This is a genomic window from Streptosporangium sp. NPDC002524 (assembly GCF_040295985.1).
Taxonomy (GTDB): Bacteria; Actinomycetota; Actinomycetes; order Streptosporangiales; family Streptosporangiaceae; genus Streptosporangium.
Genome location: NZ_JBEOWK010000010.1, coordinates 309,834 through 334,869 on the forward strand (window position 1 = coordinate 309,834; position 25,036 = coordinate 334,869).

The 25,036-nt window shown below is 75.3% G+C and carries 10 protein-coding genes; 1 reads left to right on the forward strand and 9 read right to left on the reverse strand.

Features of this window, described 5'->3' with window-relative positions; genetic code table 11:
* Nucleotides 1–7 precede the first annotated feature (7 nt).
* Entirely contained in the window at nucleotides 8–1,168 is a 1,161-nt protein-coding gene (locus ABT053_RS19895; protein ID WP_350970562.1) for an acyl-CoA dehydrogenase family protein, read from the forward strand.
* 402 nt (nucleotides 1,169–1,570) lie between these two features.
* On the opposite strand, the gene ABT053_RS19900 is transcribed toward ABT053_RS19895, so the two are convergent.
* The 9 genes from ABT053_RS19900 to ABT053_RS19940 form a co-directional block, all read right to left on the reverse strand.
* Entirely contained in the window at nucleotides 1,571–2,365 is a 795-nt protein-coding gene (locus ABT053_RS19900; protein ID WP_350970563.1) for a 4'-phosphopantetheinyl transferase family protein, read from the reverse strand.
* On the reverse strand, nucleotides 2,356–3,150 hold the full coding sequence (locus ABT053_RS19905) for a thioesterase II family protein (protein WP_350970564.1): 795 nt from the start codon (nucleotides 3,148–3,150) through the stop codon (nucleotides 2,356–2,358). Before ABT053_RS19905 ends, ABT053_RS19900 begins: the two co-directional genes overlap by 10 nt.
* 10 nt (nucleotides 3,151–3,160) lie before the next feature.
* Complete coding sequence (locus ABT053_RS19910; RefSeq protein WP_350970565.1) at nucleotides 3,161–4,234, reverse strand: HAD-IIIC family phosphatase; 1,074 nt, start codon at nucleotides 4,232–4,234, stop codon at nucleotides 3,161–3,163.
* Nucleotides 4,231–5,391, reverse strand: a complete 1,161-nt coding sequence (locus tag ABT053_RS19915; protein ID WP_350970566.1) for an acyl-CoA dehydrogenase family protein — start codon at nucleotides 5,389–5,391, stop codon at nucleotides 4,231–4,233. The genes ABT053_RS19910 and ABT053_RS19915 overlap by 4 nt, the downstream gene beginning before the upstream one ends.
* Nucleotides 5,388–5,642, reverse strand: a complete 255-nt coding sequence (locus tag ABT053_RS19920) for an acyl carrier protein (RefSeq protein WP_350970567.1) — start codon at nucleotides 5,640–5,642, stop codon at nucleotides 5,388–5,390. The genes ABT053_RS19915 and ABT053_RS19920 overlap by 4 nt, the downstream gene beginning before the upstream one ends.
* A gap of 11 nt (nucleotides 5,643–5,653) precedes the next feature.
* Nucleotides 5,654–6,505: a 3-hydroxyacyl-CoA dehydrogenase family protein gene (locus ABT053_RS19925; RefSeq protein WP_350970568.1), complete on the reverse strand. Its 852-nt coding sequence runs from the start codon at nucleotides 6,503–6,505 to the stop codon at nucleotides 5,654–5,656.
* Between the two features lie 88 nt (nucleotides 6,506–6,593).
* On the reverse strand, nucleotides 6,594–15,983 hold the full coding sequence (locus tag ABT053_RS19930) for a type I polyketide synthase (protein ID WP_350970569.1): 9,390 nt from the start codon (nucleotides 15,981–15,983) through the stop codon (nucleotides 6,594–6,596).
* Nucleotides 15,980–20,881, reverse strand: coding sequence for a type I polyketide synthase (locus ABT053_RS19935; protein ID WP_350970570.1), 4,902 nt, complete (start codon nucleotides 20,879–20,881; stop codon nucleotides 15,980–15,982). Before ABT053_RS19935 ends, ABT053_RS19930 begins: the two co-directional genes overlap by 4 nt.
* A gap of 4 nt (nucleotides 20,882–20,885) precedes the next feature.
* The gene (locus ABT053_RS19940) at nucleotides 20,886–25,016 is read right to left on the reverse strand and encodes an SDR family NAD(P)-dependent oxidoreductase (protein WP_350970571.1); all 4,131 of its coding nucleotides are present in this window, start codon (nucleotides 25,014–25,016) and stop codon (nucleotides 20,886–20,888) included.
* Nucleotides 25,017–25,036 lie beyond the last annotated feature (20 nt).

Below are 25,036 nucleotides of genomic sequence, written 5' to 3' on the forward strand. Positions count from 1 at the left end.
GCCGCCGATGAAGCAGCCCGCCTACCTGAGGTCCGTGCAGGGGTTCGCCCGTCGTGAGCTGGCGGGCAAGGACGCCTACCTGGACTCTCTCGCCGACGCGCCGCTCCCCCTCTACGAGCGCTTCGCCACCACCGGCCTCGCCAACTGGTGGCTGCCCAAGGAGATCGGCGGCCTCGGGCTCGGGCTGGAGGAGAGCGTGCGCATCGCCGCCGAGCTGGCCTACGCCGACGCGGGGGTGGCGTTCACCCTGTTCATCCCGGTGCTGACCACGAGCATGGTGACGTGGTACGGCAGCGAGGAGCTCAAGGAGCGCCACCTGGGCGATCTCGTGACCGGCAACGGCTTCTGCGCCACGCTGGGCAGCGAGCACGCGGCGGGCAGCGAGCTGGCCAGGATCACGACCACCGCGCGCGCCGAGGGCGACACGATCGTCCTCGACGGGCGCAAGTCGTTCTCCACCAACACCGACTTCGCCAGGTTCCTCGTGGTGGTGGCGCGCGCCCAGGACGACCCGTCCGGGTACCTGGCCGTGCTGGTGCCGCGCGACACGCCGGGCGTCACCGTGGACAAGCGGTGGGACGTGATCGGGCTGCGCTCGTCGGCGACGTACCAGGTGTCGCTGTCCGGCGTGCGCGTCCCGGCGGGCAACGTGCTGCGCGGCAACGGGCTGCGCCTGCTGGAGGTGGGGCTGAACGCCAGCCGCATCCTGATCGCCGCCACGGCGCTCGGCATCGCCCGCCGCGTGCGCGACGTGTGCATGGAGTACGGCGCCGCCAAGACGCTGAAGGGGGCTCCGCTGACCGGCAACGCGGTGTTCGCCGGCCGGCTCGGCCAGTTCGAGATGGAGATCGAGGTCATGGCCAACCAGTGCCTGGCCGCGGCGCGCGCCTACGACGCTATCGCCGCCCGGCCGGACGCGGGTGAGGAGTTCCTGCGCGTGGGCACGCTGAAGCAGGCGCTGACGGCCAAGATGTTCTGCGGCCAGACGGGGTGGCGGATCGCCTCGACGGCCTCGGAGATGTTCGGCGGGCTCGGCTACACGCACGAGTCCGTCATCGGCAAGCTGCTGCGCGACATGCGCTACGTCTCGATCGTGGAGGGCGGTGACGACGTGCTGCGCGAGCTGGTGTTCAGCCGGTACGTGGTGCCGGTGTCCAAGCGGTCGTGACCTGGCGTGACCTGGCGTGACCTGGCGTGACCTGGCGTGACCGACATGCCCCGAGGGCCGCGGCCGAGCTGGCCGCGGCCTTTGGCGTGGGACCGTCTCTGTCGCGGCGTGACATGACTCAAGAGGCCCCCTGTTACGGCCTGACATGACTCAAGGGGCCGCGGCCGGGACGGTCGCGGCCCCTTGAGGATCGCGGCGGAGGTGGCCCGGAGAGGCCGTGCCCCAGGGGCCCGAGAACGAAGCGGCCACGGCCGGAGGGATCGCGGTAGAAGGTGCCGTGATCCAAGGGACCGTGACCAAAACCGCCACGGCCGGAGAGGTCGCGGCGGAAGAAGTCGTGACGGAAGAGGCCGTGACCTAGGAGGTCACGGCCGAAGAGGCCACGGCCGAGGAGACCGTGACCTAGGGGACCAGGATCGAGGCGGCCACGGACGAGGGGACCGGGACCGAGGCGGCCTCAACCGAGGCGACCTCGGACGAGGGGACCGCGGCCGGAGGGGCCGCGACCAGGGCGGCGGCGTAGCCGGGCGCGACGTCCAGCCAGCGGACCCGGCACTCGGGGAAACGCGCGGAGCGCGACAGCACGGTGGCGTGCGTCGCGCTCTCCTCGCGTACGAGGACGTCGCTCATCCCGGCCAGGCCCGCGCCGGACGCCTTGATGTAGGCCTCCTTCGCGGTCCACAGCCGGAAGAACCCGTCCGGCCCCTCGGCCGGCAGCCGGGCGACCTCCTCCGGCTGGTAGAAGCGCCTCGCCATCTCCAGGTGGTCGAACCCGGCGCGGACCCGCTCGACGTCCACGCCCACGCGGGCGCCCGGCGGCGCGACCGCCACCAGGGCCCAGGCGTCGGAGTGCGAGAGGTTGAAGTCGGGCACCGGCCGCCCGCCCGGGGACAGCAGGCACGGGCGGCCCGAGCCGTCGCGGCCGAAGGCGAGCCGGTCGGCGGGCACGCCGCACAGCCCGCCCAGCACCGTGCGCAGGGCGACGTGCGCCACCACGTACCGGCGCCGTTCCACCGGGTCGGCGAGGGCGAGCGCCCGCTCGCGCTCGGCGCCGGACAGCAGGCGCCACCCGAGGGTGGCGCCCGCCGGCCGGTCCAGCTCCACCCGCCACACCCGCACGCCACCGGCGTACGGCGGGTCCGGCCGGAGGCGCGGCACCCGCGCGCCGGAGGTCGCCCGCCGGTCTCTCACACCCACGGGAGCAGCGTCTGGGCGATCAGGCGGTGGGTCCGCTCCGCCTGCTCGAACACCGCGAAGTGTCCCCCGTCGAACGGGTGCAGCGCGAACGCGGACGCGGTCTGGTCACGCCAGCGCGCCACCTTCGCGGGCGCGACGCGCGGGTCCGAGGCGCTCGGGAGCGCGGAGATCGGCACGTCGAGCGGCGGCTCCTCCAGGTAGAGGTACGTCTCCTTGACGGTGAAGTCGGACTGCACGGCGGGCAGGATCATCTGCAGCGCCTCCGGGTCGGCCAGCAGCCACTCGGGGGTGCCGCCGAGCCGCCGCAGCAGGGCGGCCACCTCCGCCCGGGTCATCCCCGACACCGGCGGTCCCGGCTCGTCGGTGACGTGCGGGGCGTCGGCGCCGGAGACGAACAGGTGCACCGGCTCCGGCCCGCCGCGCCGCCGGATCTCCCGGACCAGCTCGAACGCCACCAGCGCGCCCAGGCTGTGCCCGTACAGGGCGTAGCGGCGACCGGCCGACGACAGCTCCACGTCGGCGAGCACCACGTCGGCCAGGTCCGAGACCAGGTCGGACATGCGCAGGTAGGGCGGTTCGGTGTGCCGGCCCTCCCGGCCGGGCGGCTGCACCGGCTGGACGGCGACGCCCGGCAGCTTGCGCTGCCACATGCGGAACGCCGAGGCGGCGCCGCCCGCGTGCGGCAGGCAGTACAGCGGCAGCGCCCCCGGCTCGGCGCCGGTCAGGGTCCGGAACGGCAGCCAGCGGACGAGGACGTCGTCGCCGGTCAGGTCATGGACGGTCATGGTCGGTCCCTCATTCGGCGATGTCGAGCTTCACGTACGAGGGTGGCGGCTGCACGGCGCTCAGGTCGGCCTCGAGCACCACGTGGTCGCCGTCCCTGCTCACCTCCCTGAACCCGGCGAACGCGTAGGTGATCTGCATCATCCGGTTGCGGCCCGTCTCGACGAAGTCGGCCCGCACGGCGGCGCCCGCCGCCGCGGCCAGCCGCATGATGTGGTTGAGCAGCACCATCCCCACACCGCGCGACATCACCCGGCACGACATCAGCATCATGCGCAGCCGCCAGGCGTCCTCGCCCTTCTCCACCAGTGCCAGCCCGATCTTGCCGTAGCTGCCGAACACGTCGGTGAGGGAGGCGACGAGGAGCAGGTGGTCGGGGGACTCGCGCAGCGCGTCGAGCTCGTCGTAGGAGTACGTGCGGCCGGTGGAGTTGAGCTGGTTGGTGCGGACCGTGAGCTCCTCGGCCCGCTGCAGGTCCTCCCTGCGGGCGTGCGCGATGGTGAAGGTCATGCCGAGGCCGGCCAGGAACTCCTCGTTGGTGCCGACGAACTCCTGCTCCAGCTCCTCCCTGGCGATCTGGCCCTGGTACATGGCGCGCCGCTGCGCCGACTCGTCGGTGACGAACCGGGGCCGGAACTCCGGCCTGGCCAGCGCCTCCTCCAGCTCCAGGATGTCGACGCAGGTCACCTCGGGGACCTGGTGGGCCACCTCGGCCCGCTCGAACTCCTGGTCGTCGACGAAGGCGAAGGCGTCCAGGCCGAGGTTGAGCGCCTTGGCGATGACCTTGATCGAGTCGGACTTGGCGTTCCAGTTGATCTGCGGGTGCAGGAACATCTCCTCCAGCCCGAGCGCGCGCAGCCTCTCCATCGCCGCGTCGCGGTCGTTCTTGCTGGCGACGGAGTGCAGCACGCCCTTGCGGTCGAGCTCGTGGATCCGCTCCACGACGGCGGGCCGCACGGCGACCTCGCCGTCCTCCAGCAGCACCCCGTCCCACAGCGTGTTGTCGAGGTCCCACACGATGCACTTGATGCGGCCGCGCGCGGGTTTGGCGGGGAGCGCGCCCGGTCGCTCGGTGGCCACGGTCATCTGGTCGTCTCCCTTTCCGCCTGGCCCGCGATGGTGATCCGCTGGACCTCGTTGCTGCCTTCGATGATCTCCATCACCTTGGCGTCGCGGTAGAAGCGCGCCACGGGGGAGCCGGGCGCGCAGCCGTTCGCGCCGTGGATCTGGACGGCCTCGGAGGCGTGCCTGGCCGCCGCGGTGGAGGCGAAGTACTTCGCGACCCAGGTGGCCATGATCGTGGCGGACTCCCCGGCGTCCTTGAGCCGGCCCGCCTCCGCGATCAGCAGCCTGGCCGCCCGCGCGTCGGTCACCATGTCGGAGAGCTTGGCCTGGATCAGCGGCAGCTCCGCGAGCGGCCGGCCGCCCACCTCCCGGGCGGCGGCGTAGCTCACCGACGCCTCCAGGCACGCCTGGACGATGCCCAGCGACCCGGCCGCCACGCTGTAGCGGCCGAGGTCGAGGGTGCTGGTCAGGACCATGCCCGCGGTGAAGCCGCTCGGCCCGAGCAGCGCGTCGGGGCCGAGGACCACGTCCGTGAAGGAGATCTCCGCCAGCATGGAGGCGCGGGTGCCGAGCATGTCGTCGATCGGCCGGACCTCCACCCCGGGGGTCTCCCTCGGCACGAGGAACGCGCCGATGCTGGTGGCGGTGCGGGCGAAGACGAGGAACACGTCGGCCCGCTGGCCGCCGGTCGTCCACTTCTTCACCCCGTTGATCACCCAGCCGCCGCCCGCCTGGGTGGCGGTGGTGGCGATGCCGGCGGCGTCACTGCCCGCGCCGGGCTCCGAGAGGCAGAAGGCGCCGAGCGCGTCCCCCCGCCCGAGCGCCTCCGACCACCGCTCACGCTGCTCGGGGGTGCCCCAGCGCTGCACGGTCCACGACAGCATGGTGTGCACGGTGAGCAGGCTGCGCAGCGACGAGCAGCCCCGGCCCACCTCCTCGTGGACCTCGCCGAGGGTGACCATGTCCATCCCGATGCCGCCCGACCCGGGCGGCAGGAACGGCGCCCACAGCCCGGCCTCGGCGACCCGGCGCAGCAGCTCCTCGGGGACGTGGCCGCTCCTGTCGTAGGCGTCGGCGTACGGCACGACGTGGGTGTCGACGAACGCGCGCGCCGAGCTCCGGTCGGTGACCGGGCCGGCGCCCGCGGATACGACGGGCGCCGTGCTGGTGAGGGTCACGCGATGGCCAGATCGGTCGCGAGCCGGGAGACCAGCCTGGACATGGCGTCGGCGGTGCGGAAGTTGTCGATGCGCAGCTCCTCGTTGGGGATGGTGACGTCGAACGTCTTCTCGACGAACATCACCAGCTCCATCGCGAACAGCGAGTTGACGAAGCCGAGCGCGAAGATGTCCTGCGACTCGTTGATCTCGGCCTGCGGGTACCTGCCGCGGATGAAGTCGAGGATCTGGCTCTTGACGGTGGTGGACATATGAGGACTCCTTAGTTCTGCGTGTCGTAGGTGTAGAAGCCACGGCCGGACTTGCGTCCGTGCAGACCGGCGTCGGTCATCTGCTTCAGCAGCGGGCAGGGACGGTACTTGCTGTCGGCGTAGTGCTCGTGGAGCACCTCCACGCTGTAGAGGATGGTGTCGACGCCGATCAGGTCGGCGGTCTCCAGCGGGCCCATCGGGTGGCCGAAGCAGCTGCGGAAGACCTCGTCGACCGACTCCGCGGTGGCCACGCCCTCGTGCACCAGGTAGGCGGCCTCGTTGACGGTCAGCATCAGCACCCGGTTGGAGACGAAGCCGCACGAGTCCTTGACGTCGATGGCCTTCTTGCCCATCGCGGTCAGCAGGTCCCTGGTGCGCTGGACGGTGTCGGGCGAGGTGTGGAAGCCGGGGATGAGCTCCACGGCGGGCTTGGCGGGCACCGGGTTCATGAAGTGCACGCCGATCACCTTGTCGGGCCGCCCGGTGACGGCCGCGACCTTGGTGATGGGGATGGCGGAGGTGTTGACGACGAAGACGGTGTCGGGACCGCACTCGGCGTCGAGCGTCTCGTACACCTCCCGCTTGATGTCCCAGTTCTCCGTCACGTTCTCGATGACGAGGTCGGCCTTGGCGGCGTTGGCGACGCCGACCGCGGTGGTGATCCTGGACAGCACCTCGTCGGGGTCCAGGGCGGGGCCGCCCATGAGGCGGCTCATCCGGGTGTTGCGGCCGATCGTGGCCAGCGCCTCCTGCAGAACACGCTCGTCCTTGTCGACCAGGACCACGTCGTGGCCGGTCTGGGCGAGGTTCTGGGCAACGCCGACGCCCATCACGCCGGCGCCGATTACGCCGATCACAGTCATGTGCGCTCCGTTCCGCTCATCGTGGGTTCCTTGTGTGGGGGTGGTGTCGCCGGCCGCCCCTGCGGGCGGCCGGGCTGTGGGGGTGGTCTCATCGGCCGCGCCTGCGGGCGGCCGAGGCCTCGAGCCCGGATCTGCGCAGCTGGGCGCGTACCTGGCTCTCGCCGGGGTCCGCGGCCGCGGGCGCCGTGCCGGAGGCGAGGGCCTCGGCGGTACGGGCGAGCGCGGCCACGGTCGGGGACTCGTAGAGGATGTGCGGCGGCAGCTCGGCGAGCTGGAACGCGTGGCGTACCGCGGCCACGATCGTGACGCCCAGCAGGGAGTTGCCGCCGAGTTCGAAGAAGTTGTCGAGCACGCCGACGCGCTCCAGCCGCAGCGACTCCCCCCAGATCGCGGCGATGGCCTCCTCGGTGGGGCCGGCCGGTTCCTGGTAGGGGATGAGGAGCTCGGGGCGGGGGTGCCGCTCGCCGCCGTCCCCGCCCAGTCCCGGTGAGGTCACCGCCTCCAGGGTGAACCGGGCGCTGCCGGCCACCAGGGTGGGGAAGTCCTGGGTCGAGACGACGACGCGCGGCTCGCCGGTGGCCAGGGCGCGTGTCAGCGAGCGCCAGCCGTCGGCGAACCCGATGCCGATGCGGGCCCGGTTGTCGCGGAAGAAGTCGCGCAGCGCCTCCTCGTACCCCTCCAGCCCGGCCTCCCAGGCGTTCCAGGTCCACTCGCCCCAGCCGACGGCGACCACGCGGCGGCCGGTGGCCGCGAGGCGGCAGGCGTAGGCGTCCAGGTAGGCGTTGGCGGCGCAGTAGTCGACCTGGCCGGGTCCGCCGCCGGTGGCGGAGGTGATCGAGGAGAACAGGGCGAGGAAGTCGAGCTCGATCTCGTCGGGCCGGTCGAGGCGCAGCGCCTCGGCGATCGCGAGCGTGCCGTCGATCTTGGGGGCGAGCACCTCGTCGAGCTCCTCCGGGCGCTTGAACTGCATGAGCCCCATGGCGGGCACCCCGGCGGCGTGCAGGACGCCGTGCAGCGCGCCGAAGCGGTCCAGGGCCGTCTCCACGGCGCGGCGCACGTCCTCGGCCCGCGCCGTGTCGCCGGTGACGATCTCGACCTCGGCGCCGAGCTCGATCAGGCCGGCGACCTGGGCCACCCTGCGCCGGACGGTCTCCGTGACCTCCCGCCCGCCATTCAGGACGGCGGGCCACTCGTCGCGGGGCGGCAGGCCGTTCCTGGCCAGCAGCACGAGCCGGGCGCGGTGCTCGCGCGCCATGTGCTCGGCCAGGCCGAGGACGATGCCGCCGAGGCCGCCGGTGATCAGGTAGACGCCGCCGTCGCGCAGCGGCTCCGGGGTGGCGGGCAGGGGCATCGGGTCGTAGCCGGGCAGCCAGCGCCGTCCGCGGCGCAGCGCCACGGTGCGGTCGCCGTGCGGGCGGGCCAGCTCGGCGGTGAGCGCGTCCAGGTCCGTGGCGGCCGGGGCGCCGGGCAGGTCGACGAGGCGGGTGGTCACGCCCGGGTACTCCAGCGGGATCACCAGGCAGGGGCCGGTCAGGGTGGCGCCCGAGGGGTCGGTCACCTCCTCGCCCAGCACCTGCTGGGTGCCGGAGACGGCCACGTCGAGCGACCAGTCGCCGATGCCCGACTCTCCGGCGGCGCGGGCGAGCGCGACGAGCGTGTGCAGGCCGCGGGCGACGGTGAGGTCGTGCGGCCCGGGCTCCAGCGTCCACAGGTGGACGACCCGGTCCAGGGGGCGGCCGGCGGCGCGCAGGTCGCGCAGCAGGGTGAGCGCGTCGGCGACGCTGCCCGGCCGGATCGTGTGGCCTTCGGGGGTGGCGGTGTAGGCGTCGCCCGGCCGTACCAGGGTGACGTCGGCGCCGGTGGCGATCAGCCGCCGCGCGGCCTCGTCGGCGAGGCCGTCGCGGGTGAGGACCAGCCAGGAGCCCGGCTGCCGGGCGGCGGGCGCGGGGGCCGCGGTCTGCCGCCACACGGGCAGGTAGAGCCACTCGTCCTCGGGCAGCTTGGGCAGGCCGGCGACGGCCTCGAACAGGTCCTCCGGCTCGGCGGCGGCGACGGACTGCGCGCGGCGGGCGGGCGGGTCGATCCAGTGGCGCTGCCGCTGGAAGGGGTAGGTGGGCAGCGGGACGCGGCCGGGCGGCTCACCGGTGCCGGGGTTCGCGTCCCTGCCGTGGTAGGCGTCCCAGTCGAGGGTGACGCCCGACAGCCAGAGCCGCGCGAGGCAGCCGGCCAGCGCCTCGTCGCCGGGCGTGTTGTCGCTCGCCGCGGGGATGGTGTGCGTGATCAGCGGCCACCGCTCGGGCGGGCAGCCGGCGCCGCGTACCAGCGCGCCGAGCGACTGGCCCGGCCCGATCTCCACGACGGCCAGCCCGGGGTCGGCGAGCAGCCGGTCGGCGCCGTCGGCGAACCGCACGGTCGCGCACATGTGCCGGGCCCAGTAGCCGGGGTCGCACACCAGCTCGGCGTCCGCGACGTCGCCGGTCACGTTCGAGATGTACGGCAGGGCGGGCGGGTTGAGCGTGACGTTGCCCTTGATCCACTGGGTGAGGTCGTGGGCCGCGGGCTCCAGCGCGCGGGAGTGGAAGGCGTGGGTGGTCTCCAGGGGCCTGCAGGGGATCCCGGCCGCGCGCAGCTCGGCGGCGAGGGCCTCGACGGGCTCGGCGGGACCGGCGACGACGGTGATCTGGGGGCCGTTGACCGCGGCGACGTCGAGCCCGCGCTCCTCCAGCCGCCAGCGGCGGCCCAGCTCGGCGGCGGGCGCGGAGACGGCGAGCATCGACCCGGCGGGCAGCCCGGCGATGAGCCGCGCCCGGTACGCGACCAGGGCGACGGCGTCCCTGAGCGAGAGCACTCCGGCCAGGCAGGCCGCGACGTACTCGCCGAGGCTGTACCCGAGCATGATCTCCGGCTGTATGCCCCACGCCATGAGGGTGCGCGCCAGCGCGTACTCCACGGCGAACAGCGCGGGCTGCGCGATCTCGGTCCGCGCCAGCGCCGCGGCCCGCTCGTCGCGGGTGCCGTCGCCGTCGCCGCGGCCCAGCAGGGCGGCGAGGCCGGGGCCGGCCGCGCGCTCCCCGGTCAGCAGGCCGGCGATGCCCTCGCCGCCCCCGCCGTCCTCGTTCTCCATGACCTCGTCCAGCAGGCGCAGGCACTCGTCGAGGGCCTGGCGGAAGGCCGGTTCGTGCCGGTGCAGGTCGGCGGCGAGACCGGGGTACTGCTCGCCGACCCCGGCGAGCAGGAAGGCGACCTTGCGGCCCTGGGCGGTGTCCACGCGGCCGAGCAGGCCCGTGCCGCTCTCCAGCGCGGCGGCGGCGGCGCCGGTGTCGGCGGCGACCAGCGCGCGCCGGTGCTCGAACGTCTTGCGCCCGGCCTGCAGGGTGTAGGCCACGTCGGCGAGCCGCGTGCCCGGCTCGGCGGCCAGGTGGCCGCCGAGGCGGCGGCACGCCTCGTCCGCCGCGGCGGCGCCGCGGGCCGAGACCGGCAGCACCTGGTGGCGGCGGGCGGGAGGCGGCGCGGCGGGACGGACGGGCGGCTCCTCGACCACCATGTGCACGTTGGTGCCGCCCATGCCGAGCGAGTTGAGTCCCGCGATGCGCGGCCGGCCGTCGCGGGTCCGCCACGGCGACAGCTCGGTGTTGACGTAGAAGGGACCGGTCTCGAAGTCGATCTCCGGGTTGGGGCTGGTGTAGTGCAGGCTGGCCGGGATCACGCCGTCGCGCAGCGAGAACGCGGTCTTGATCAGGCCGCTCGCCCCGGCGGCGCGGTCGAGGTGGCCGATGTTGGTCTTGACCGAGCCGATCGCGCAGTACCGGTTGTCGCGGGTGGGCCCGAAGGCGCGGGCGAGCGCCGCCACCTCGATCGGGTCGCCCAGCTCGGTGGCCGTGCCGTGCGCCTCGACGTAGCTGATGTCCTCGCCGGTGACGCCGGCGTCGGCCATCGCGTCGGCGATCACGCGGGACTGGCCGACGACGCTCGGCGCGGTGTAGCCGACCTTCAGGGCGCCGTCGTTGTTCATGGCCGAGCCGCGGATCACCGCCCAGATGTGGTCGCCGTCGCGCAGCGCGTCCGGCAGCCGCTTGAGCAGGACGGCGGCGGCGCCGTCGCCGAACATGCTGCCCCTGGCCCGGGCGTCGAAGGTGCGCACGTGCCCGTCGGGCGACTCCTGCCCGCCGGGGCCGAACAGGTGGCCTACCCGGTCCGGGACGCGGATGGAGACGCCGCCGGCCAGGGCGAGCTCGCACTCCCCGTTGCGCAGGCTCTGCACCGCCATGTGGGCGGCGACCAGCGAGGTCGAGCAGAACGTCTGCACCGCGACGCTGGGCCCGCGCAGGTCGAGCAGGTAGGAGACGGTGGTGGGCAGGGCGTCCTTGTCGTTGCCCATGATGACTTCGAAGTCGGTGAAGCCCTTCTGGTCGCCGCCGAGCAGGTGGTCGGTCATCCTGAGCAGGTAGGTGCTGATGTTGGCGCCGCCGAACACGCCGACCCGGCCCCGGTGTTCCGGCGCCGCGTAGCCGGCCTGCTCCAGGGCCTCCCAGCAGACCTCCAGGAAGGCCCGCTGCTGCGGGTCGGTGATCGCGGCCATCCGCGGGCTCATGCCGAAGAACGTCGCGTCGAAGCCGCCGACGTCGTCGAGCACCGGCCTGGCGGGCACGTACGCGGGGTCGCGCACCTGCTCGGGGTCGGCTCCGGCGGCGATCAGCTCCTCCTCGGAGAAGAAGGTGATCGACTCGACGCCGTCCTTGAGGTTCCGCCAGAACGCGGACACGTCGGGGGCGCCGGGGAACCGGCCGGCCATGCCGACGATCGCGATCCGCCGGTCCTCGTCCTCGCGCTCGGTGACGCGCGCCGGCGCCGCCCGGACGGGCAGGGGGGCGGGCGCCGGGGCGGTGTCGCCGCGCCGCTCGTCGAGGATGACGGCCAGCGTCCCCACCGTGGGCGCCTCGAACAGGGTCACGGTCGGCACCGCGACGCCGTGCCGCTTCTTCACCAGCGCCAGCATCTGCAGCGCCACCAGGGAGTTGCCGCCCAAGTCGAAGAAGTTGTCCCGGGTGCCGACCGGCTCGACGCCGAGCACCTCCGACCAGAGCCCGGCGAGGTCCCGCTCGGACCGCGAGACCGGCGCCACGTAGGGCTGGGGCAGCTCGGGGCGCGGGAACCTGTCGGCGCCCCCGGCGGATCCCGGGCCTGACCCCGCTCCGGCCTCTGTGCCCGGCTGCGCGAGCACCGCCGTGGGGAGCCGGTCGTCCAGGCCGCCCGCGGCCACGACGACGTGCGGGTGGTTCCCGGCGCGCAGCCGGTCGAAGGCGGCCAGCGCCTCGTCGGCGGTCATGGAGTGGGCGGCCATGGCCGCCCCCAGCCCGCCCTCGATGCGGTCGAGCGTCACCGACCAGGTGTCCCAGCTCGCGGCCGTCCAGCGGGCGGGCCCCTCGTGGCGGTGGGCGATCGCGGTCAGCGCCGCGTTGGCGGCGGCGTAGCTGCCGAACGTGATGCCGCCCAGCAGCGCGGAGGTGGAGGAGAACAGCACGCAGAAGTCGGGTGCGAGGTCCGTCTCGCGCAGGACCCGCTCCAGCGTCAGGGCGCCGGCGACCTTGGCGTCGAAGTGCCGGGCGACGCCGTCCTCGTCGAGGTCCCGCAGCGAGCCGAAGGTGTCGGGGGTGGTCACGGCGGCGGCGTGCACGACGCCGTCCAGGCGGTCCTCCCCGGCGAGCAGCGCGCGTACGGCGGCGGCGTCGGTGACGTCGACCCTGGGGGTGCTCACCTCGGCGCCCAGCTCGCGCAGCGCGTCCACGGCCGTGCGGCGCGGATGCCCCGCGTCGTCGGGCACGCCGCCCCGGCTCAGCAGGATCAGCCTTCCCGCGCCCCGCCTGGCCAGGTGCCCGGCCAGCAGCAGGCCGACGTCGCCGAGCCCGCCGGTGACGAGGTACGTCCCGCCCGACCGGATCGGCGCCCCGGAAACGGACGCGGCCTCGGACGCTGCCTCGGACGCGGACGCGGGTTCGGCGGGGGTGTAGGAGCGGACCAGGCGGGATCCGCCTCGGTAGGCGACGAAGACGTCGCCGGAGGGGTGGCGCACCTCCGCGGCGAGCGCGGCGGCCACCTCGGCGGCGTCCGCGCCGGCCGCCACGTCGACGGTGGCGCAGTCGAGGTTCAGGTACTCCTGGTTGGCGACCATGGGGAGCGTGGCGGCGGCGGCCTGGCCGGGGTCGGGACGCTCGTCTCCGGCCACGGCCTGGCCGCCCCGGGTGACGAGGACGACGCGGGCGGAGCCGGCGGACGCCTCGCCCCAGCCCGCGAGCAGCCGCGCCACGGGGGGCAGCGTGTCCCGGCCGTCGCCGTCGGCGTCGGCGGGACGGTCGAGGAGGCGCAGGTCGACCACGGTGACGCCGCCGGGGAGGGCGAGGCGGTCCGCCAGGGCGGCGTGACCGCCGGGCGAGGCGTGGTCGGCGGTGAGGCCGTCCGCCGTCTCGGCGAGGGCGTTCCCTGCGGTGACGGTGACGACCTCGGTGCCGTCGGCGCGCAACGCCGCGTCCAGCGCCTCACCGGCGCCGGAGGCGTCGGGCAGGATGACGCAGCGCGCGATCCGCTCCCCGGCCGCCGCGAGCGTGCCGGGCGTCCACCGCAGGGCCATCAGCGTCACGTGCGCGGCCCGCGGGGCGCCGCCGGAGGAGGCCCCGGCGGAGGAGGAGCCGTTCGGGGAGACGGGCTCGGCGGCGCGGGCGGGCGCGCCGGCGGGGAGGACCGCCGCGCCGTTCGCGGGGGGGTCCACCCAGAAGCGCTCGCGCTGGAAGGGGTACGTCGGGAGGCCGACCTTGGCGACGGGGCGGTCCTGGCGGTAGCCCGTCCAGTCGACCGGGACGCCCGCCAGCCAGAGCCGTCCGGCCGCCTCGGCGAGCACCGCCTGGGCGGCACGGGGGTCGCCCGCGCCGGGCAGGGCCGCCACGACGAGCGGCCAGCGCTCCGGCGGGCAGCCGGCGTGGCCGCGCGCCATCGCGCCCAGCGACTGGCCGGGGCCGATCTCCAGGAGCGCGGGCTCGCCCTCCTGCCGCAGGAGGGTGCTCAGCACGTCGTGGAAGCGGACGGGCGCGCACATGTGCTCGGCCCAGTAGGCGGGGTCGGTGGCCTGCGCCTCGGTGACCAGCTCGCCCGTGACGTTGGACACGTACGGGACGCTCGGCGCGTGCAGCGGCACGTTGGCGGCGATCCAGGAGGTGAGCCGCTCGCGGATCGGCTCCATCATCGCGGAGTGGAAGGCGTGCGTGGTGGCCAGCGGCCGGCACGGCACCGCGTCGGCCTCCAGGAGCGCCCTGACGGCGGCGATGCCCTGCGGCTCGCCGGACAGCACGGTGAGCTCGGGCCCGCTGATCGCGCCGACGCCGACGCCGGTGATCCCGGCACGGCCGACGCGCTCCAGCACGTCCTCGGCGGCGAGCGGCACGGCGGCCATCGCGCCCGCGGGCAGCTCGTCGATGAGGCGGGCGCGGTGGGTGACGAGGGCGAGTGCCGACTCCAGGGAGAGCACGCCGGCCAGGCAGGCGGCCACGTACTCGCCGAGGCTGTAGCCAGCCAGTACCGACGGCTGGATCCCCCACGACCTGACGAGCATGGCGAGCGCGTACTCGACCGCGAACAGGGCGGGCTGCAGCACGGCGGTCGGGGTCGCGGCGGCGGGCTCGGGCGCGCGGCCGAGCAGCGCGCCGAGGCCGCCGCCCGCCGGGGGCGTGCGGGGGGCGAGCATCTCGACGAGCGGGTCGGTGCCGTCCATGAGCCGGCGCAGCCGCGCCCGGCAGTCGTCGAGCACCTCGCGGAAGACCGGCTCGCTCTCGTACAGCTCGGCGGCCATGCCGGGGTACTGCTCCCCGGTGCCCGCGATGAGGAAGGCGACGGGCCGGTCGTCGCGGCTCTCGGCGCGGCCGAGCACGCCCGTGCCCGCCGGTCCCCCGGCGGCCTGGGCGGCCTCGGCCGCGGAGGAGGCGACCAGCAGCCTGCGGTGGCCGAACCGCCGCCGCCCCGCCTGCAGCGTGTGGGCCACGTCGGCGAGCCGGTGCTCGCTCCCGTCGCCTGCGAGGTGGGCGGCGAGCCTGGCGGTCATCTCGTCGGCGGCCTCGGCCGTGCGCGCCGACCAGATCAGCGGTTCCGGGCGGGGCGCCTCCTCGGTCCTGGGGACCAGCGGCGCCTCCTCCAGCACCACGTGCGCGTTGGTGCCGCCGATGCCGAACGCGCTCACCCCGGCCCGGCGGATGCGGCCGGCCTCGCGCGGCCAGCTCCGCAGCCGGGTGACCACGTCGAGGCGGGCCTCGCCGGTGCCGAGCTGCGGGTTGGGCTCGGACAGGTTGAGCGTGGGCGGGATCTCGTCGTGCCGCAGGGCGAGCGCGGCCTTGATCAGGTTGGTCACGCCGGCGGCCCGGTCCAGGTGGCCGAGGTTGGGCTTGACGGAGCCGATCAGCAGCGACTGGCCTCCGTACACCTGCTGGAGCGCGGCCAGCTCGGCGGCGTCGCCGAGCGCGGTGCCGGTGCCGTGCGCCTCGATGTAGTCGATGTCGGCCGGGGTGAGGTCGGCGCTGGCCAGCGCCTCGGCCATCACGGCGGCCTGGCCCTGCACGCCGGGCGCGGTGAAGCCGACCTTGCGCCCGCCGTCGTTGTTGACCGCCCAGCCTCGGATGACCGCGTAGATCTGGTCGCCGTCGGCGAGCGCGTCCTCCAGCCGCCGCAGGGCGACGACGCCGACGCCGCTGCCGAGCGGGCTGCCGAGGCCGCGCGCGTCGAAGGCGCGGCACAGGCCGTCCGGCGGGGCGATGCCACCCTGCTGGTACAGGTAGCCGACCCGCTGCGGCACGTTGACCGCGACGCCGCCGGCCAGGGCGAGGTCGCACTCGTAGCCGGCCAGGCTGGAGGCTCCGGCGCACACGGCGACGAGCGAGGTCGAGCAGTAGCTCTGCACGCCGTAGCTGGGGCCCGACAGGCCGATCGTGTGCGCCACCCGGGTGGTGAGCGAGTCCTTGTCGTTGGCCAGGCCGACGGCGAGGTCGCCCATGATCGCGGTGATGCCGCTGGGCAGCAGGTTGTTCTGCATGTAGGAGCTGTGGGCGCAGCCGCCGAACACGCCGATGGAGCCGTCGAAGCGCCCGGGGTCGCAGCCCGCGTCCTCCAGCGCCGCCCAGCTGTGCTCCAGGAACAACCGGTGCTGCGGGTCGAGGATCTGCGCCTCCTTCGGGCCGAAGCCGAAGAAGGCCGCGTCGAACTCCTCGACGCCGTCGATGACCGGCGCGGCCTTCACGTACGCGGGGTCGTCCACCAGGTCGGCGGGGACGCCCGCCGCGCGCAGCTCGTCGTCGGTGAACCGGGTGATCCCCGAGGCTCCGGCCCGGATCGCGGACCAGAGTTCGGCGACGCCGGACGCCCCTGGGAAGCGGCCGGACATGCCGACGATCGCGATGTCGGTGCCCGGACCCTCGATGTCGTCGATCACGTCTACCGTCCTCATCTGGGATTGCTGGAACGGGCCCGGCGCCGCCGCTGCCCCCGTGCGGAACTGGTGGAGAGCGCCTCCTGGGCGCCGGGGTCGTCGCCGCCGTCCAGGGCGGCGGCGAACGCGGCGACGGTGGGGTGCTCGAACAGCACCGCGGGCGCGATGGGGCGGCCGAGGTCCTTCTCGATGGCGAGCACCATGGCCATGCCGGTCAGGGAGTTGCCCCCGAGGTCGAAGAACGGGTCGTGCACGCCGACCCGGTCGATGCCGAGGTAGGCGCCCCACAGGTCGGCCATCCTGGCCTCGGCCTCGGTCCTGGGGGCGGCGAAGTCGGTGCGCAGGCGCGGCCGGGGGAAGCGTTCGCCCTGCGGCGCGGCCGTGGCCGACTGCAGGAGGCCGTCCAGGTCGAGCATGTTCGTCCAGGCGTCGAGCACCTCGCGGAGCGGCTGCCTGACGGCCATGACGTGGCCGTGGCCACCGGCGAGGATCCTGTCGAGGAGCGCGCACCCGGCGTCGTCGGCGAAGCCGTAGCGGGCCCGGTAGTCGGCGACCCGGTCGGCGAGGCCGCCCGCGGCCTTGAACCGTTCCGACTGCCAGACGTCGTGCTGCCAGGGGCCCCAGGCGACGGTGACGACCCGGGTGGAGGGCGCGGCGGCGGCCAGGGCCTCGCCGTAGGCGTCGAGCACGGTGTTGGCGGCGCAGTAGTCGCCCTCGCCGATGCCGCCGAAGGCGGTGACGGCGGAGGAGTAGAGGACGAGCAGCTCGGGCCGCTCGCTCTCGGGGGTGCCGGGGCCGACCAGCTCGGCGAGCGGGCCCATGGCGTGCACCTTGGGGGCGAGCACCTGGGCGGCCTCGGCGGGGGTGCGCCGCAGCAGCAGCCCGCCCGCGGGCAGCCCGGCCGCGTGGATCACGCCGTGCAGCCCGCCGAAGTGCTCCCGCGCCCGCCCGAGGGCGGCGCGCAGCTGCCCGGGCACTCCGGCGTCGGCGGTCAGCAGCAGCACCTCGGCGCCCGCGGCCTCCAGCCGCGCGACCTCCGCCGAGCCTTCCGGCGGGAGGGTACGGGCGAGGAGGGCGAGGCGGCGGACGCCCGCGCGGACGAGGTGCCCGGCCAGGGCCATGCCGAGGCCCCGGGTGCCGCCGGTGATGAGGTAGGCGCCGTCGGGGCGCCAGACGGGCCGGTCCGGCTCGGCGTGGTCCGCGACGGGGACCTGGGTCCAGCCGCGTGTCCAGCGCCGGCCGCGCCGCCAGCCGGTGAGCGGGTCGGGCGACTCGGGGGTGTCTCCCGCGCCGGGTTCGGTGAGCAGCTCGGTGAGGAGCTGCCGGGCGGCGGGGTCGGTGGCCCCGTCGAGTGCGGTGGCGGGGTCGGTGGCGGGGCCGGGCGCGGTGGCGGGGCCGGGCGCGGTGGCGGGGTCGAGGTCGGCGCCGGACCAGGTGAGGCCGGGGTACTCGTGCCGGGCCGCCCGGCCCAGCCCGTGGGCCAGCGCCTGGTGGGGCGCGGTGCCGTCGCCGCCGAGGATCTCCGCCGCCCCCCGCGTCACGGTGAGCAGCCGGGCGGGCCGCTCCCCCAGTGCCTGCAGGGCGAGCATGAGGCTGTCGAAGCCGTGCCCGACGGCGGCGCGCAGGTCGTCGTCGCCGGGCGGCGCGGCTCCCGTCGCGCCGGGGACCTCCAGGCTCCACAGGTGGGCCACGTGCACGGGCCCGTCGCCGAGCCCGGCGAACACCTCGGCGTACTGCCCGGGGTCGGCCGGGTCGATGGTGATGCGCCGGCCGTCGCGGCGCGGCCCGGGGCCGGGCACGACCTCGGTGACGGGGGTGCCGGACGCGGCGGCGAGGTCGGCGAGCGCCGTCCCGGTCCCTCCGGAGTCGGTGAAGACGACGAGCGGGCCGGGCAGCGGGCGGGCGGGCGGCGGGGTGGCGGGGGCGGCCGGGTCGCGCCGCCAGGTGGGGGTGAAGACGTGGTCGGCGGGTTCGGCGGATACAGCGGGCCCGGTTGGCCCGGCCGTCCCGATCCCCGCGGCCTCCGGGAGGCCCCGGGTCGGCTCGGGCCAGAAGCGGGTGCGCTGGAAGGGGTAGGTGGGCAGGTCGAGGACCCGGCCGCCGCCCGGCCTGGCGAGGTCCCAGGTGACGGAGGCGCCGAGTTCCCACAGCGTGGCGCAGGTGGTGACGAGGTCGCCGTGGGGGTCCCGGCTCTCCGACGCGTCCCAGTGCGGGGCGAGCGTGCCGAGGACGGCGGCTGTGCCGCCTGCGCCGCCGGTCAGGTTCTGGCGGACCAGGCCGCCGAGCGTCTGGCCGGGGCCGAGCTCGACGAACGCGGACACCTCCTGCTCCAGGCAGTGCCGCACGCCGTCGGCGAAGCGGACCGTGCCGACGAGCTGGTCGGCCCAGTAGGAGGTGCTGGTGGCCTGCTCGGCGGTGAGCTGCCGCCCGGTGAGGTTGGACACGATGGCGACGGCCGGAGGCCGCCGGGTCACGCCCTCCAGCACCGCGGCGAGCTTCTCCCTCGCGGGCTGCAGCAGCGCGGAGTGGAAGGCGTGCGCGGAGCGCAGGGGACGGCAGGCGAGGCCGTCGGCCGTGAGCGCGGCGGTCGCGGCGTCGATCTCGGCGGGCAGGCCGCTGAGCACGGTCATCGCGGGCCCGTTGCGGGCGGCGACGTCCACGTCGGCGACGGGTCCGCTCCCGGCTCCGGCTCCGGTTCCGGCTCCGCTTCCGGTTCCGGCGAGGACGGCGCGGATGCGGTCCTCGGGGGCGGCGACCGCGACCATGCGCCCTGCGGGCACGGCGCTGATCAGGTGGGCCCGCTCGACGACCACGTGCAGGGCGTCCTCAAGGGTGAACACGCCCGCCAGGCAGGCGGCGACGTACTCGCCGAGGCTGTAGCCGACGAGCAGGTCGGGCGTGACGCCCCAGTGGCCGAGGAGCCGGGCGAGCGCGTACTCGACGGTGAACAGGAAGGGGTGGGCGATCGCGGCCTGGTCGAGCGGGTCGTGGGCGTCGCCGGGCTCCTGCCGCGCCCGGCCGAGCAGGGCTGCCAGGTCGGCGGGACGGCCCGCCCGGGTGTCGCCGTCGGGGAAGAACAGGGGGCGCAGGTCCACGCCGGAGCGCCGCTGGACGAGCTCGATGCACCGGTCGACGGCCTCGGCGTAGACGGGTTCCGTGGCGTACAGCTCCCTGCCGAGACCGGCGTACTGGTCGCCGACGCCGGGGAGCAGGAACGCGACGCGGGGGCGTCGCTTGACGCGGTGGCCGCCGGTGCCGGAGCGCAGCTGCCGCAGGGCGTCACCGGTGTCGGCGCAGACGAGGGCGCGGCGGTGGTCCAGCTCGGCGCGGCCGGTCTGCAGCGTGTGGGCGACGTCGGCGAGGTCGGTGCCGGGCCGCTCCTCCAGCCGGGCGGCGAGGCGGTCCGCCTGCTCGCGCAGCGCCGCCTCGTCACCCGCCGACAGCGGCAGCACGTACGGCGCGGCGGAGACCCTCCCCTCCGGGTGGGCGGGGCTCTCCGGGGACGGGGCCGCCTGCAGGACGAGGTGCGCGTTGGTGCCCGACAGCCCGAAGGAGCTGACGCCGGCGAGCCTGGGAGTGTCCTGGCGGGGCAGGGGCAGCGGCCCGGTGACGGGCAGCACGGTCCCGTCGCCGGGGATGGCGGCGGCCGGGGTGGTGAGGTTGAGGTTGGGCGGGATCAGCTCGTTCTCCAGGATGAGCACCGTCTTGATCAGCCCGGCCACCCCGGCGGCGGCCTGGGTGTGACCGATGTTGGTCTTGACGGCGCCGACCTGGAGCGGGCGGCCGGCGGGGCGTCCGCCGAAGACGTCGTGCAGCGCGGACAGCTCGATGGCGTCGCCGAGGTGGGTGCCCGAGCCGTGCGCCTCGACGTAGTCGATCTCGTCGGGCGTGACGCGGGCCGCGGCGAGCGCGCGGGTGATCACGTCGGTCTGGGCCTTGCGGCTGGGGGCGGTGAGCCCGTTGCTGCGGCCGTCCTGGTTGACGGCCGAGCCGCGCAGCACGGCGCGGATCCGGCGGCCGTTGGCGAGGGCCTTGGAGAGCGGTTCGAGCACGACGAGGCCGCCGCCCTCGCCCATGACGTAGCCGTCGGCGTCCTCGTCGAAGGTCTTGCACCGTCCGTCGGCGCACATCATGAGCCCGGCGCACGCCTGGATGTAGAGCGTGGGGTGCAGCGACAGGGACGCCCCGGCCGCCAGCGCGAGGTCGCACTCCCCCCTGCGCAGGCTCTCGGCGGCCAGGTGGACGGCGATGAGCGAGGAGGAGCAGGCGGTGTCGACGGTGAGGGTGGGGCCGATCAGGTCGAGCTGGTAGGCGATACGCCCGGCGGCGACGCTGGAGATGGCGCCCTGGCCGAGGTAGGGGTCGGACAGGGCGTCGCGGCCCTGCCATTCCATCTGGAGCCTGCCGTACTGGAGGGTGTCCATGAAGCCGACCATGACGCCGGTGCGGCTTCCCCTGAGCCGTGAGGGCGACAGGCCCGCGTTCTCCAGGCCCTCCCAGGCGAGCTCCAGGAGCAGGCGCTGCTGGGGGTCCATGCGCAGGGCCTCGCGGGGCGACAGGCCGAAGAACTCGGCGTCCCAGCCGGCGACGTCCTCCAGGAAGGTGCCGTAGCGGGTGTAGATGCCGCCGGGGACGCGCGGGTCGGGGTCGTAGTAGTCGTCGATGTCCCACCGGGTGGCGGGCACCTCGCGGACCGCGTTCCGGCCCTCCCTGAGCAGTTCCCAGAAGTCCTCGGTGGTGTCCGCCCCGCCGGGGTAACGGCAGGCCATGCCGATGACGGCGATGGGCTCGTCGCGTCGCTCCTCCACCTCGGCGAGGTGGCGGCGGGTCTGGGCCAGTTCGACGGTCACACGCTTGAGGTAGGCGCGGAGCTTGTCCTCGGTCCCCATCGGTGGAGCCTTTCCTGTCGCGGTCATGTCGTCACAGTTCGTTGTCGATGAGGGCGAAGATCTCCTCGTCGGAGGCGGAGTCGATCTTGTCCATCACGTCGCCGGCGTCCGCCGGGGCGGCGCCGAGCTTGGTGAGCGCGCCCTGCAGGATCGGCACCAGCCGGGCGCGGACGGCGTCTCCCTCGCCGTTGGCGTTGAGGAGCAGGTCGTCTATCTGTTCCAGCGCCCCGCGCAGCGTGTCCTCGGCCGAGGGCGGCGCGGGGGTGAGGACCCCGGCCAGGTAGGCGGTGAGGGCGTTGACGGTGGGGTGGTCGAAGACGAGGGTGGGCGGCAGGCGCAGGCCGGTGTCGGCGTTGAGCCGGTTGCGCAGTTCGACGGCGGTGAGGGAGTCGAAGCCGAGCTGGTTGAAGGGTCGGTCGAGTTCGACGCTCTCGGGGCTGCCGTGCGCGAGGACGGCGGCGACCTGGGCGCGGACGGCGTCGACGAGGAGGCGGAGCGCGTCCTGCCGGGACAGCGTGGCGAGGCGTCCGGCGAGCGCGCCGGGTCCGGCCGGGGTGCCGCCCCCGGTCCCCGCGGTACGGCGGGGGGCGCGGACGAGCCCGCGCAGCATCGGCGGCAGGTCGCCGGTCTCGGCCCGGGACCGCAACCCCGCGCCGTCCCAGCGGGCCGCGACCACCAGCGGGTCGGGGCTCGACAGGGCGGCGTCGAACAGTTCCAGTCCCTGGTCCACGCTCAGCGGCGCGACCCCGGCCCGCGCCAGGCGAGCCACGTCGGCCTGTGACAGGCCGCCGGTCATGTCCGAGTCGGTGTCCCACAGGCCCCAGGCGATCGACACTCCCGCCAGACCTTGCCTGCGGCGGTGCGTGGCCAGGGCGTCCAGGAACGCGTTGGCCGCCGCGTAGTTGCCCTGGCCCGGGTTGCCCATCACCCCGGCCAGGGAGGAGAACAGGACGAACATCGACACCGGGTGCGAGGCGGTCAGCTCGTGCAGGAACCAGGCCGCGTCGGCCTTCGGTGCCAGCACCGCGTCCAGGCGGGCGGCCGACAGTCCCTCGACGAGGGTGTCGTCCAGCACCCCGGCGGTGTGCACGACCCCGCCCAGCTCCACCCCGTCCAGCACCGAGGCCAGGGCATCGCGGTCGGACACGTCGCACGCCACCACCCGCACCCGGGCCCCCAGCGCCTCCAGGCCGGCCACCAGCTCACCGGCTCCCGGCGCCTCCGGACCGCGCCGCGAGAGCAGCAGCAGATCCCGCACCCCGTGACCGGTCACCAGCCGCCGCGCCACCAGCGCCCCGAGCCCGCCGGTGCCGCCGGTCACCAGCACCGTCCCCGACACCGGCGGAGGCTGTGCCGCGAGCACGTCACGCCGCGCCAGGCGCGGGCTGAGGGGCTTGCCGTGCACGATCCTGACCTGGGGCTCGCCGGTCGCCGTGACGAGGGACCAGTCGGTGTGGTCGTCCTCGGTCTCGGCCAGGACGAACCGTCCCGGCTGTTCCGACTGCGCCGACCGCACCAGCCCCCACACCGCGGCGCCCGCCGGGTCGCCCGCCCGGGTGGCGAAGACCAGGGAGGCGTCGGCGGGGTGCACGGCGATGGCGTCCAGGACCCGGCCGGTCAGCTCGCGTACGCGGGCGGGCACGTCGGGCAGGTCGCTCACGCACGGGATCACTGTGGCCCCGGCGGCCCCGGCGGCCCCGGCCGTCCCGGCGGTGGCGGGGGGCGCCTCGATCCAGTCGACGCCGTACGCCGCCGTCCCGGCGAGGGCGGTCTGGCGGGGGGCGGCGGCCCGGACGCGGAGGGTGTCGATCGACAGGACCGGCGCGCCCGCGGGGTCGGCCGCCTCGACGAGGGTGTCCTCGCCGGTGGTGGTGAGCCGTACCCGCAGCTCGGGGGCCTCGGAGGCGTGCAGCAGCACGCCGCCGAACGCGAACGGCAGCCGCAGCTCGTCGTCGCCCGCGGTCAGGACGAGGGGGTGCAGGGCGGCGTCGAGGAGGGCGGGGTGGATGCCGTACCCGGCCGGGTCCACCTCACCGGGCAACGCCACCTCGGCGAACAACTCCTCCCCCCGCCGCCACACCGCACGCAACCCCTGGAAAGCCGGACCGTACTCATAACCCCGCTCGGCCAGCCGCTCGTAACCACCCTCCACCTCCACCGCCTCCGCACCCGGCGGCGGCCACACCGACGCCCACCCGTACGGCGCCACAGCCGGGGCGTCGGCGCCGAGGGTGCCGGAGGCGTGCCGCAGCCAGCCGTCGGGGGTGCGGGAGTGGACGGAGACGGCGCGGCGGCCCTCGTCGTCGGGCGGGTCGACGGTGACCTGGACGGTGGCGGAGCCGCTGCGCGGGAGGGGCAGCGGCGCCTCGATGACGAGCTCGTCCAGGCGTCCGCAGCCGGCGTGGGCGCCGCCTTCGAGGGCGAGCTCGGCGAACGCGGCGCCGGGCAGCAGGACGCCGCCCTCCACCGCGTGGTCCCCGAGCCAGGACGCGCTCCTGGCCGACAGCCCGCCGGACAGGACGTACGCGTCGCCGGCCACGGAGACGACGGCGGACAGCAGCGGGTGCCGGGAGCCGTCGATGCCCGCGCCGGTGGGGTGGCCGGGCGAGTCGTGGTCGCCGAGCCAGTAGCGGCGCCGCTCGAAGGCGTAGGTGGGCGGGTCCGCCGCCGGGTGCGGGGCGGGGGCGAGCGCGGTGAGCCAGTCGACGTCTGCGCCGAGCGTCCAGGCCTGGGCGAGCGCGGTGAGGAAGCGCGGCCAGTCGCCCGCGCCGCGGCGCAGGGACGCGCAGACCCCGGCGGTGATGCCCGCGGCGTGGCAGATCTCGTCGGCGTCGGCGCCCAGCACCGGGTGCGGGCTGACCTCGACGAACAGCGGTGTCCCCGTTCCCCCGCACGCTCTGATCGCCTCGTCGAAGAGCACCGGGTTGCGCAGGTTGTCGTACCAGTAGCCGGTGGTGAGCCGGTCCGGTTCGATGAGCTGCCCGGCGAGGGAGGAGCAGAAGGCGATGCCGGTCTCCCGCGGCCGTATCCCGTCGAGGGCGGCGGCGAGCTCGTCGGCGATGGGCTCGACGAGCGGGGTGTGGGAGGCGTAGTCGACGGCGACGCGGCGCACGCGGACGCTCTCGCCGCAGGCGGCGGTGAACTCGTCCAGCGCGGCGGCCTCACCGGCGACGACGCAGGAGGCCGGGCCGCTGTGGACGGCCACCCACAGGCGCCCCTCCCAGGGGGCGATCCGCGTCCGGGTCTCGGCGGCGGGCAGGGCCACGGCGAGCATGCCGCCGGTGCCGCTGAGCCGGATCAGCGCCCGGGAGCGCAATGCGACGATCTTGGCGGCGTCCTCCAGGGTGAGCGCCCCGGCGACGCACGCGGCGGCGATCTCGCCCTGGGAGTGGCCGACGACCGCGGCGGGGTGGACGCCGAGCGAGCGCCACAGCTCGGCGAGGGAGACCATGACGGCGAACAGGACGGGCTGGATGACGTCGGTGCCCTCCAGGGCGGGGGCGCCGCCGTGACCGCGCAGCACGTCGACGACCGACCAGCCGGTGTGCGGGCGCAGTGCCTCGTCGCAGCTCAGCAGCCGGGTACGGAAGACCTCGCTGGTGTCCAGGAGGTCGACGGCCATGCCCGCCCACTGGGAGCCCTGGCCGGGGAAGACGAACACCGGCCGGGCGGCGGGGAGCGCCTCGCCCTGGACGGCGGCGGCGTGGGGGGTGCCGTCGGCGACGGCGGCGAGCGCTGCGAGCAGCTCGTCGCGGTCCTCGGCCACCACGACGGCGCGGTGGCCGAACCCGGCCCTCCCCGCCAGGGCGCGGCCGGTGGCGCGCAGGTCGTCGTCGGAGGCCGCGCCGGCGTACCGGCGCAGCCGGTCGGCCTGGGCGCGCAGGGCGGTGCCGGTCTTGGCCGACACGATCCAGACGAGTGGCTCGCCGGACGCGGCGGGCCGCTCCTCCCGGCCGGTCGCGGGGACGCCCTCCAGGACGATGTGGGCGTTGGTGCCGCTGACGCCGAAGCTGGAGACGCCGGTGCGGGCCGGACGGTCGCCGGGGAACTCCACCGGGCCGGTGGCCACGCGGACGCCTCCGGATTCCCAGTCGACGTGCGGGGTGGGTTCGGTGACGTGCAACGTCGGCGGCAACACCCCGTGACGCATCGCCTGCACCATCTTGATCACCCCGGCCACCC

Bases quoted from the DNA above. Each gene is read 5' to 3' on its own strand.
- ABT053_RS19895 (WP_350970562.1), top strand. From the start codon at position 8: ATGAAGCAGCCCGCCTACCTGAGGTCCGTGCAGGGGTTCGCCCGTCGT.
- ABT053_RS19905 (WP_350970564.1), bottom strand. From the start codon at position 3,150: ATGACCGTCCATGACCTGACCGGCGACGACGTCCTCGTCCGCTGGCTG.
- ABT053_RS19910 (WP_350970565.1), bottom strand. From the start codon at position 4,234: ATGACCGTGGCCACCGAGCGACCGGGCGCGCTCCCCGCCAAACCCGCG.
- ABT053_RS19920 (WP_350970567.1), bottom strand. From the start codon at position 5,642: ATGTCCACCACCGTCAAGAGCCAGATCCTCGACTTCATCCGCGGCAGG.
- ABT053_RS19925 (WP_350970568.1), bottom strand. From the start codon at position 6,505: ATGACTGTGATCGGCGTAATCGGCGCCGGCGTGATGGGCGTCGGCGTT.
- ABT053_RS19930 (WP_350970569.1), bottom strand. From the start codon at position 15,983: ATGAGGACGGTAGACGTGATCGACGACATCGAGGGTCCGGGCACCGAC.
- ABT053_RS19935 (WP_350970570.1), bottom strand. From the start codon at position 20,881: ATGACCGCGACAGGAAAGGCTCCACCGATGGGGACCGAGGACAAGCTC.
- ABT053_RS19940 (WP_350970571.1), bottom strand. From the start codon at position 25,016: ATGGTGCAGGCGATGCGTCACGGGGTGTTGCCGCCGACGTTGCACGTC.